Below are 6,295 nucleotides of genomic sequence, written 5' to 3'. Positions count from 1 at the left end.
ATCTAAAAAAACCAACTTCATCCTCTTTCCTCTATAAATTATTCTCTCTATCCTAACATAAGATCAACACGACCTAGAGAGCACTTGGTTTATGCCCTTCAGTCGCAAGCTCAAGATCACCTATCCCAACGGCCTTGTCCACATCATTTTCACAGGGGCTGCCCCCATCGACGACCAAACCTCACAGGTGGTGCAATTCTGTTTGCGCAACGATTCAGAAGCAGAGGTGAGTGCTGAGAGTATCATCGCCTTCGATCGACAGGTAACCCTTGAGGATCAATGGGTTCTGGAAAGCACCGACTACGATGTTCCCCTCGATATCAAGGCGGAGCACCACATGTTCACGGATAAACCCGGCATTGTCATGCGTCGCAAGCTGGCTGCCCTTTTGAAAGCCCACGGAGAGGTGGAAGTGCGACGCAGCAGGGGACGGGGATCCTGAACTCACGCCAATGGAAGCAGGCCGGGTGATCCCAAAAGAGGGGCCGAAGCAGCCCCCCTTCTTGGGTTTGAGTGTCTCGATTGGATTTCTCGTTAGACCAGAAAGAAGCGCTTTCCCCGTAACTTGAACTACTTGATCTTGACGGTAGCGCCGGCTTCTTCCAGCTTCTTCTTGATGTCGTTGGCTTCCTCTTTGGCAACCCCTTCTTTGACGGGTTTGGGAGCCGCCTCGACCAGATCTTTGGCATCCTTCAGACCCAAGCCGGTCAACTCGCGCACCACCTTGAGGATGGCGATCTTCTTGTCGGCTGGCACAGCCTCGAGGATGACATCAAAGGCAGTTTGCTCTTCCACCGGCTCAGGGGCTGCCGCCGGAGCTGCCGCCGCTGCTGCCACGGGAGCTGCCATAACCATACCGCCGGCTGGGGCTGCTGCACTGACGCCAAAGGTTTCTTCGATGGCTTTCACCAGCTCGGAAGCTTCCAGCAAGCTCAAAGCTTTCAAATCTTCCAAAATCTTTGCAACGCGCTCTGAAGGCATGATGGTTTCTCCTTAAGGGGTAATGGAATGGATGACATAGGTTTGGGCTGATGAACCGAAGCCCTTTAGGCAGCCTCTTTGTCGGCAATGGCCCGGATGGCCCGCCCCAGAGAAGCCGGGATCTCGCGGATACCGCGCGCCACTTGCGTGGGCACAGCATTGAGCCCGACCGCCAAGCCGGTACCCACCGACTTGAGGCTGCCCGCCACTTGGGCCATGAGCACCTCCTTGGGCGGCAGCTCGGCGATGGCTTTGGCCTGCTCCAAGGTCAGGGATAGCCCCTCAATGCCGGCACCGCGGAACTCGGTTTTCTTGGTTTGCTTGGCGAAATCTTGATACGCCTTCAGGGCTGCCGAAATGTCGCCCCGAATCAAGATAAAGGCCGTCGGCCCTGCCAAGAAGGGAGCGATCCCTGCCCAAGCTTTTTGGTCGGCGATGGCCCGCCGCATCAGGGTATTCTTAACAACCATGCAAACCGAATCCGATTTGCGCAGCTCTGCCCGCAGTTGATCCATCTCCGAAACGGTCAGCCCCTTGTAGTCGATCACCAGCACCATTTGGCTGGCTTGCAGCAGGGATCGGACTTCATTGACGATCTCTGCTTTCTTGGCTACAGGTTGCTTGCCCATGCGCTCACCTCCTTTGTTGTCAATGGTCACCCAGGGTTGAACGGGTGGTGAATCTGGGTTCTACCAAACAGAATGCGCCCCAGCCGTAGCCGAGACGCATTGAGATAAGCGCACCATCAAAAGCGATCCAAGAAGGGATCCCTTTGAACTTCGCTCAAACCTCGGCAGGAGATTAAGCCCGCGGGCACCTGCTGTCTTCGGCTTGCTATTCAACTGGGGAAAAACGCTCTGCCGGGATCCTCCTCCAAATTCACCCACTCAAACTCTTCTCAACCCATCGCGGCACCGAAGCAAGGCTTAAGTTGCCAACTTCAGCTCCCGCAGGGCATTGATATCAACCTCAATCGAGGGCCCCATTGTAGCAGAAACGTGTAGGGTTCGCCAATACTTGCCCTTGGCTCCAGAAGGACGGTTGCGATCGATGGACTCCTGCACCGCTTTTAGGTTCTCCAGCAGAGCTTCGACGGGGAACTTGCACTTGCCGAAGATCAAATGCACAATGCCGGTGCGATCTGCCCGATACTCCAGCTTGCCGGCTTTAAACTCTTTGATCGCCTGGGCCAGATCCATGGTCACCGTTCCCCCCTTGGGAGAAGGCATGAGGCCGCGCGGCCCCAACAGCCGCCCCAGCTTAGCCACCTGGGGCATCACATCGGGGGTGGCGATCAGAAGGTCAAAATCCATCATGCCCTTGCTGATTTCCTCGATCAGGTCTTCATATCCAACCCGATCCGCCCCTGCATTTTGGGCCTCCACCACTTTCTCGCCGCGGGCAATCACCGCCACTCGGATTTCTTGGCCGGTGCCCCTGGGCAAGACCACGGTGGTGCGCAGTTGTTGGTCGGCGTACTTGGGATCGATCCCCAGGCGGATGTGAACCTCTGCCGCCTCCTCAAATTTGGCGGTGGCCGTCTCCTTCATCAGGGCCAAAGCGGCTTCGGGAGCATAGGCAATGGGCTTCACCTTCTCCCGCAAAGCCTGCATACGTTTGGAAAGTTTTCGAGCCATCGTTTCTCCTCGGGGTACTGACGAGAACTTCTCTCCCCCACAGTGGTTTGCTGAAACAACTTCAAGACCGTGAACACCTCAGATAGGGCAAGGGATCCCTCAATCCACCACCGTCACCCCCATGCTGCGGGCAGTTCCGGCGATAATTTTCATGGCCGCCTCCACATCGTGGGCATTCAAATCCGGCAGCTTCTGCTCGGCGATCTGTCGCAGTTGAGCCCGCGTCAGGGATCCCACCTTGGTTTTGTGGGGCTCGCTGGAGCCGGACTCAATGCCCAGGGCCTTCTTGATCAACACCGAAGCCGGTGGCGTCTTGAGGACGAAGGTAAAGCTGCGATCCTCGAAGATGGAGATCTCAACAGGAACCACCATTCCGGCTTGGTCTGCCGTCTTGGCGTTGTATTCCTTGCAAAAGGCCATGATATTGACCCCGTGCTGACCCAGGGCCGGGCCAATGGGGGGAGCGGGGGTGGCCTTGCCCGCTTGAATGGCCAACTTGACCACGGCCACCAACTTCTTAGCCATGAAACGCGGTTACACCTCTTTTCGCACTTGACCAAACTCTAATTCTACCGGGGTGTCGCGCCCGAAAATTGAGATCAGAGCTTTGAGCTTGCCCCGTTCTGGGCTGACTTCCACCACCTCGCCGTAGAAACCTTGGAAGGGGCCGGACAGCACCTCGATGCGATCCCCAGGTGCCATGTCGATCTTGAGGGGCACTTCCTCCACCTCGACGCTGCTGAAGATGCGCTGCACCTCACTTTGGCTGAGGGGACGCGGCGTAACATGCCCCCGACCGCGACCGTAGGCCCGTTTTTCTTCCGTGCCAACAAAGTTGATCACATTGGGGGTTGTTTTCACCACCATCCAAGTGTCGTCGTTCATGTCCATGCGTACCAGGACATAGCCGGGAAAAATCTTCTCCTCTTGCTCCTGGCGCTTGCCGGTTCGATCCAGCTTGAAGCCCGTTCGCTTCGGGATCACCACCTCGACAATTTGATCCGCCACATCCAAAGCAGCCGCCCGTTGCATCAGGGTGCTCTTCACTTTGTTTTCGCAGCCGGAAGCCACCTGCACGGCGTACCAGCGCAGGTTACGACGCTCTTGACCTTCCCCCTCGTCCGGTTCCGGGATCGCGTCTGCAGGCTCAAAGTGCTCCACACGGCCCCCCCGACGTTTTCGCTGCCGCTCTGGATCTGGGCTCATCACCTCACATCCTCCCTGTAGCCATCCTCAAGCACGACTCTCTTATCCCCCAAGACAGAAGCCCTCTAGGACTGAACATCACGAGAACAGTTGGGTGGCCACCCAAGCAAACAGTTGATCGACCAGGTAGATGAAGGAAGCAAATGCCAACACAATCAGCAAGACTCCTACGGACTCACCGATCAATTGCCGGCGGCTCGGCCAAACGATCTTGCCCAATTCCACACGGGTCTCGTGAATGAAGCCCGGGATCCCTTTGAGTTCGGTGGAACTGTCTTTGGAGTGGCCCCGGCTGGCGGGATCCAAACGCTGCTCCGTATCGGTTTTGCTGGAAGGGGTGCTCTTAACCACGGCGGTGTTCTCCTAGCCTAACGGATCCCGAAAACAAAGTGCCGCATTTCGGCGGGCACAAGATCAGCTTTGCGATCCTAACAGATTTGTTGGGAACTTGTTGGGAATAGGATCCAACTTAGGGGGTAGGGGTGGGCTCAGGTGTCAAGGAAGCGGGAGAAAGCAGCAGGGAGCGGCGGCGGGATTGGTTGAATTGCTCCACAGCAGCATCGACGCTGGCCTTCCCGTCCCAACGGGAAGCGGCACTTTGGCGAGAGAGGAAGTCGGCAGCCCGGAAGAGATCGTTGACGTTAATGCTGGTGCCATCGAACAGAGAGGGATTGCTGTCGCGGCGAATGGCCTCGTTGACACTTCCACTTTGAGCCAGGGCCACCCCAGAGCCGCTCAGAACCGAGCTCAAAGCCATCCCCACCAGGAGCAGTGCTGGGGGCGAGGGGATCCCACGCCAGGAGACAAGCGATGGATTCAGGAGACGGTTGAGAAGATTGCCGAGCATGATTTCATTTCTCCACATCGTTCACGCCAGGGTGCTGCTCCGCCAGCCCCTCTACCAACAACTGCTGCTCTTCGGCGGTCAAGGGGCGCTTGGCCAACAGGTCTGGCCGCCTTTGCCAGGTTCGAACCAACTGCTGCTGCAGACGCCAACGGGCAATTGCTTGATGGTCGCCTGAGAGGAGTACCGGCGGCACCTTGTACCCCTGAAACTCTGGCGGGCGGGTGTACTGAGGATAGTCCAGCAGCCCCGCCTCGAAGCTTTCCCTCTTTAACGAGTCTACCTTGCCCACAGTGCCCGGCAAGAGCCGCACCACGCCGTTGATCAGGGCCAGCGCCGGAATTTCCCCCCCGGTCAGGACAAAATCCCCCAGCGACACCTCGCGGGTGGCCAGGTATTGGCGGATGCGTTCGTCAAAGCCTTCGTACTGGCCACACAGCAGGATCAGTTGCGCTTTCTGGGCCAGCTCCTGCAGCAGCGCCTGGTTTAGCGGTTGCCCCTGGGGCGTCAGCAGAATGATCTCGCAGGGATCCAACCGGGGCAGGGAGGCGACAGCAGCGAAGAAAGGCTCTGGCTTGAGCACCATGCCCACCCCACCCCCGTAGGGCTCATCATCGACACGGCGGTGCTTATCGGTGGCGAAGTCGCGTGGATTGGTGCAGTGGACTTCGGCGATCCCCTGCTGTAGGGCTTTGCCCACCAGCCCAATGCGCAGCGGCGTTTCAAAAAATTCGGGGAAAAGGGTAAGGATATCGAACCGCACAAAACTCAAGACGAGGCAGAGGGAGGCTCCGTGCGCAACCGCTCCAAGTCTAGGCGCAAGGACTCGATCTGGTGGATCAGCTCCATCAACTCGGCCATCTCTTCTCTGGAGATAGCCGGCTTATTGGGCGAGGGAACAGTTGTCGGTGGATTGTTCTCGACAGGCGCTCCCGCATCAGGACTTGCCGAGGGGGCGTTGGCGGCTGGATCCCTGAGACTCTCAACGTAACGAATTGCCTCCTGCTCGATCAACTCTCCCTTTTGCTCCAGCTCCGCCGCCAGTTGTCCCAAGTCCATCGAAAGGCGGTTGAGGTTTTCGGTGCGCTTTTCCGGGTCTTGCAGGATCTCCACCAGAGCGGTGGCCGTGCCGTAAAAAATGTGGCGAGCCCGCGTGAACCAATCTGAAGAGTGAGAACTCATGGCAGCAGAAAGAGGTGGGTTGTGGATTATTCTAGGCGATCCACCCACCGGGATTGACCCAAGCATTGCAGACTGAATACCCAGCGCCGAAGGACAGACTGGGATCCAATTCTCCAAAATCCTAGGGACACTCTCAGTCTTAAGGCAGGGCTCAATCGACAGCGCGGATCTCGCCACTGTTTAGGCGCTCCACAATCGATTCCAGCAGTTCGTGCTCTTCTGGGGAAATTTCTTGATCGGCCATGACGGCACTGAGAATCTGCTGTTGCTCGGCGCGAGTCAAGACTTTGTCCGCCAAAGCCCGGTTGATTAGAGCTCTCAGCTCAGAGGGTTGAGAGGGTTCCACCGTTTTTCTCCTAGCGCTGGAGGGCAAGGGGTCCCATAATGGGGTTCTGGATCCAAGAAGCAATGGACAGCGGCCCACCACCCAGTATAACGGTACGGC

General features: G+C 57.5%; 10 protein-coding genes, 1 pseudogene and 1 other annotated feature. Of the genes and pseudogenes, 1 reads left to right on the top strand and 10 read right to left on the bottom strand.

From position 1 onward, the window contains the following. Positions 1-79: 79 nt before the first annotated feature. A pseudogene (locus NW816_RS03625) lies at positions 80-442 on the top strand (Rieske (2Fe-2S) protein); the annotation flags it as partial. Between the two features lie 128 nt (positions 443-570). Here NW816_RS03625 and rplL read toward each other — a convergent pair. The 10 genes from rplL to NW816_RS03575 form a co-directional block, all read right to left on the bottom strand. Next, positions 571-981, bottom strand: a complete 411-nt coding sequence (gene rplL / locus NW816_RS03620; protein ID WP_414342772.1) for a 50S ribosomal protein L7/L12 — start codon at positions 979-981, stop codon at positions 571-573. Between the two features lie 65 nt (positions 982-1,046). Further along, complete coding sequence (gene rplJ / locus NW816_RS03615) at positions 1,047-1,610, bottom strand: 50S ribosomal protein L10 (protein WP_414408259.1); 564 nt, start codon at positions 1,608-1,610, stop codon at positions 1,047-1,049. 59 nt (positions 1,611-1,669) lie between these two features. Next, positions 1,670-1,829, bottom strand: a sequence feature (ribosomal protein L10 leader region). Positions 1,830-1,907: 78 nt separating this feature from the next. After that, positions 1,908-2,618, bottom strand: a complete 711-nt coding sequence (gene rplA / locus NW816_RS03610; protein WP_011432850.1) for a 50S ribosomal protein L1 — start codon at positions 2,616-2,618, stop codon at positions 1,908-1,910. Positions 2,619-2,717: 99 nt separating this feature from the next. After that, positions 2,718-3,143, bottom strand: a complete 426-nt coding sequence (rplK, locus tag NW816_RS03605; RefSeq protein WP_011432849.1) for a 50S ribosomal protein L11 — start codon at positions 3,141-3,143, stop codon at positions 2,718-2,720. A 9-nt stretch (positions 3,144-3,152) separates the two neighbouring features. Continuing rightward, positions 3,153-3,824, bottom strand: a complete 672-nt coding sequence (gene nusG / locus NW816_RS03600) for a transcription termination/antitermination protein NusG (protein WP_414355817.1) — start codon at positions 3,822-3,824, stop codon at positions 3,153-3,155. 78 nt (positions 3,825-3,902) lie between these two features. After that, on the bottom strand, positions 3,903-4,175 hold the full coding sequence (gene secE / locus NW816_RS03595; RefSeq protein ID WP_414355816.1) for a preprotein translocase subunit SecE: 273 nt from the start codon (positions 4,173-4,175) through the stop codon (positions 3,903-3,905). Positions 4,176-4,293: 118 nt separating this feature from the next. Then, on the bottom strand, positions 4,294-4,671 hold the full coding sequence (locus NW816_RS03590; RefSeq protein ID WP_414387843.1) for a hypothetical protein: 378 nt from the start codon (positions 4,669-4,671) through the stop codon (positions 4,294-4,296). A 4-nt stretch (positions 4,672-4,675) separates the two neighbouring features. Next, complete coding sequence (gene trmD, locus NW816_RS03585) at positions 4,676-5,431, bottom strand: tRNA (guanosine(37)-N1)-methyltransferase TrmD (protein ID WP_414408258.1); 756 nt, start codon at positions 5,429-5,431, stop codon at positions 4,676-4,678. Between the two features lie 5 nt (positions 5,432-5,436). Beyond that, the gene (locus tag NW816_RS03580) at positions 5,437-5,850 is read right to left on the bottom strand and encodes a hypothetical protein (RefSeq protein WP_414408257.1); all 414 of its coding nucleotides are present in this window, start codon (positions 5,848-5,850) and stop codon (positions 5,437-5,439) included. Between the two features lie 151 nt (positions 5,851-6,001). After that, entirely contained in the window at positions 6,002-6,196 is a 195-nt protein-coding gene (locus NW816_RS03575; RefSeq protein ID WP_414329471.1) for a hypothetical protein, read from the bottom strand. Positions 6,197-6,295 lie beyond the last annotated feature (99 nt).

Origin of the sequence: Synechococcus sp. W55.1 (assembly GCF_047461655.1) — a bacterium.
In the GTDB taxonomy this organism is placed as follows: Bacteria; Cyanobacteriota; Cyanobacteriia; order Thermostichales; family Thermostichaceae; genus Thermostichus.
The sequence above is the reverse complement of the archived record's forward strand: the minus strand, read 5'-3'. Positions and strand labels throughout refer to the sequence as shown.